At 43.7% G+C, this 3,470-nt stretch carries 2 protein-coding genes; both read right to left on the bottom strand.

Features of this window, described 5'->3' with window-relative positions; genetic code table 11:
* Nucleotides 1-175: 175 nt before the first annotated feature.
* Nucleotides 176-1,576 (bottom strand): hypothetical protein, encoded by a 1,401-nt coding sequence (locus KDK17_RS14345; protein ID WP_257288352.1) that lies wholly within the window; start codon nucleotides 1,574-1,576, stop codon nucleotides 176-178.
* 190 nt (nucleotides 1,577-1,766) lie between these two features.
* Nucleotides 1,767-3,470: hypothetical protein (locus KDK17_RS14340; RefSeq protein ID WP_257288351.1), on the bottom strand; the 1,704-nt coding region annotated here is incomplete at its 5' end.

Genomic DNA, 3,470 nt, shown 5'->3' with positions numbered 1-3,470 from the left:
GCATAAAGGCAAGTGGATGGGCAGAAAACGTAAAATCTGATCAAAAAACGCCTAATACCCGATTATTTTTTGATCATGTCGAAAAAAGGGCGGATGAGCCTGCGCTAAAATTCTTATTCTCGGTCAGGCTCCCGCGAGGCTGGGCAAGATCAGTAGTGCTTTTGCTTTGCAATACCTACAGAAGCGGGACATTTAGCAAATAAAACACAGGCACGACAATAGACATTACCATGTAATATACGGGATCAAAACCCTCCACAACATCTGGAACAGGTGTTGTTAAAGAGTAGGCATAGCGTAAGGCAATCACAGACTGTTGAGTCAATTGAGGGATAACATTGTACATTCCTGCCGATTCAATCATGGAATTTATAATCATACCGCCATATACAAGCAGCAAATGCCAGTGTTCCATCTGCATATTTTGAGCACCGTATAGGGCTGCAAATGCCGTCACCAGATAAGCTGAAGTCGAGACTCCCACCGTCACCAGCATTGCCTCAGGAATACGAATATTTCTGATGTAAGCCAAAACTGAGGTCACAGCCAATGTGGTACAGAAATAATATGCAGGCCAATTAGCTTTCCTGAAAGCAGACCAGTAGCCAATATTGCGTAGATTATCTATCGAACTCAAAACCGAACTTACATAATAAGACGCCACTAAAATTCTGACCAGTTTATTAGAGCTGAACAATTCACGATGATGACCGCTTACCAGGAAATAGCCCCGAAGTGCCTGAACAGCCAAAATAGCGTAGATCGAATTACTTTCCCCCCACCAGGCTGAAGTCAGAGTACCCAGTGCCAGAGTAACTGCGACAAAAGCAGCGGATGGTACATTGAGATCTCTGTAGACATAAAGAAGTCGATAACTTGTATATAATAGCCAGGCCACGCTGATACCTGAAATGGCATAGCTAAGCATTTCAGGTTTATAGCACTGGGACTTACTTCCAGAAAAAAAACAATTCAGGAAACTTGATTGATCAGACTTTTTTCCAACGGTTTGCACTGGCTGCTCCTGCATAGCCGCCAGTCTGTCTTTTAGAACCTGATAGAAATCCCCGACGCTATTATATAAGTGCCACCATGTACTGTATTGAGAGTAAACCAGGGGCAAAAACGAGAACCCTTGTTTCAAGGCCTCATTAACAGTCTGCAACAACTCAGGATCATCATAAAGTGCTTCATCGATCAAATGGTCTGCTGCATGCAGCCCTCCTTCATCATAAAAGACATCATCAAGTCGACTCGAATCTCTAAAATCCTGAAGAGCAAGCCCGTATCGATCATTATCTTTGACTGCATTACTGAAAATACTATTGATTCTTTCCAGATCTTTTCTGCCCTCTCCATTAAAAGTTAAATTATCCAAACCCTGCTCTTTTAATGCACTTTCGATTTCAGAGGGGTGCCCTTGAACGCCCTCAAACACAGCCATAGCAGTACTATTGTCTGGATAAAAACCGACCTCTTCATTGGCCAGAGAAAAGCAGGAAGCCAACATAAAAAACAACACCAGTATTTTTTCCATGGCAAAATAAAACAATGCATCAGCCCTATAAGAAATCAAACTCGCTACCCCCGACTCTTTACACCACCCCAAGAAAGCAGACACTTTTCAGGTAGGCGCTGTTCGTTCGAAAGTGAAAAAGCAGCAACCCCCTTGGGGAGAAAGGACAAAATTTTTTTTGCTCCTTCTGAACCCCTTGATGGGAGGGCTTCCACTTTTGAATTGAACAGCACCTTTCAGATACATGAACTTAAGGTAGCAGAGTGAAAGAGGATTTTTGGTTGCAGGTTGGACACTTAACACCAAAGCGCTGTAACTTCCAGGCAGAGAGTAGGTTGTCATCCAGTTGATTCTGGATCAACTGGTTCTGACAATCTGCACAGATAGGGTGCTTGCATGCCAGGTTCAGTAACGCGACAGGCTCATCCTCATTGAGTCCATCAAAGGTACCCTCTTCATTGCTTATTGATGGACGCATACAGACTGGACAACGGTCTTCATCACCGTTGTAATCCGTAGCTTCAAAATTTGGTAATACATGCTTGCCTGAACGGACAGCATTAACAGCGCTTTGGGCCCAGTTGAAACCGACAAAATATCCCAGGTAAGCCAACTGAATACTTAACACTTTATTGACCCATGCAGGCACTTTATACTGAGAAAATACACAGCTGTTATCCTCATTGCAGCCACTATCCAGAGCCAATGTTTGCTGTCCATCAATCTGGCTGCTCCAGGTGATAGTAGCCTCAGAGAATCCATCTGAACCGGGAAAAGTGAAATACGAAGTATCTTTAGTGTGTTGTATGTCAGCAACCTCCCCCCGGCTTTCCCTGTTATAAAAGTAATAATGCAGGACATTTCCTGCTATATCCTTAGTCTGGACAGTTTTATTGTTGCCGTACTCATTGAGAAACTGAGCGACTTCTTCAAGAAACACTGGGGCAAGAAGCGTTCGAGCCTTGACGATAGCCGAGCGATTATAAGAATTAGAAAAAGCAGACAACAGATAAGGTGGAAAAACTTCCGATTTTTTCAAATCAGAAGCCCTCTGGACCAGCATACCGTATACCAGTTCATCACCATCGTGCACATGAAAACAGATGAAGGCCAGTGCAACAAGATACTCTGGCACTTGATTGCCGTCCGGCTTAGACGAAGGCATTGGAAAGAACTTAAAAAATGATGGAGCTATATAGACAGCGCTGAGGCCATTCTCATCCATAGCTTTTGCCAGAGCGCTGTAACCATCATGGTCTGCACTGAGTTCGCTAACCCCTGCTCTTTCCAGCTTGTAAGAAATCCTCTTCATAGGAGATGGTCCGGTATAGATAATGAACAAACCGGCTGCGCGTCCTGCCATGGTCAAATCCATATGGGTTTTGGTATTACCCTTATCTTCAAAGAACAACAAGCTTAGAATTTTTACCAGCGGTAACAGCAATAAAAGCTTTGGACTAACGTATGTTCGCAGGGGATTATTCTGGTTGTGCTCTTCTCTTGTCAGCACTAAGCAGGCAACGGCGGCATAAGGCATAGGATAATCAAGAGAAAAAACATTCCGAACTAAAGCATATCCAAACCTGAATCGGGTTAGAATCGCATCCGTATAAAGAAGGGCTGACGTTGCCGTACCTAATATCGCAATGGAACAGGAATTGAGCCAGTGATGGTGAAAATAAAACCCATAACTCAAAGCCATGGTAGAAAATATGGCCGACATGACACCTCCATACAAGAACGACTGCCATATCCAGTTCACGTCATCCCGGGTTAAGTCATCCAGATAAATGACTCTGTTACCGAGTTGAATGGTTGTACCTTCATCAGATACCGCAACTCCGCTTTTTGCCAGAACAGGCTCAACCATAGATAGAGATAAAGTCACTCCTTGAAGACCCACTGAAACCTTAACAGAAAGGCATAACAGCACAATGGCGCAAGGAAGCAAAAA

It is taken from the genome of Endozoicomonas sp. SESOKO2 (assembly GCF_024606245.1).
In the GTDB taxonomy this organism is placed as follows: Bacteria; Pseudomonadota; Gammaproteobacteria; order Pseudomonadales; family Endozoicomonadaceae; genus Endozoicomonas_A.
This window is presented reverse-complemented; position numbering and strand designations above follow the sequence as displayed.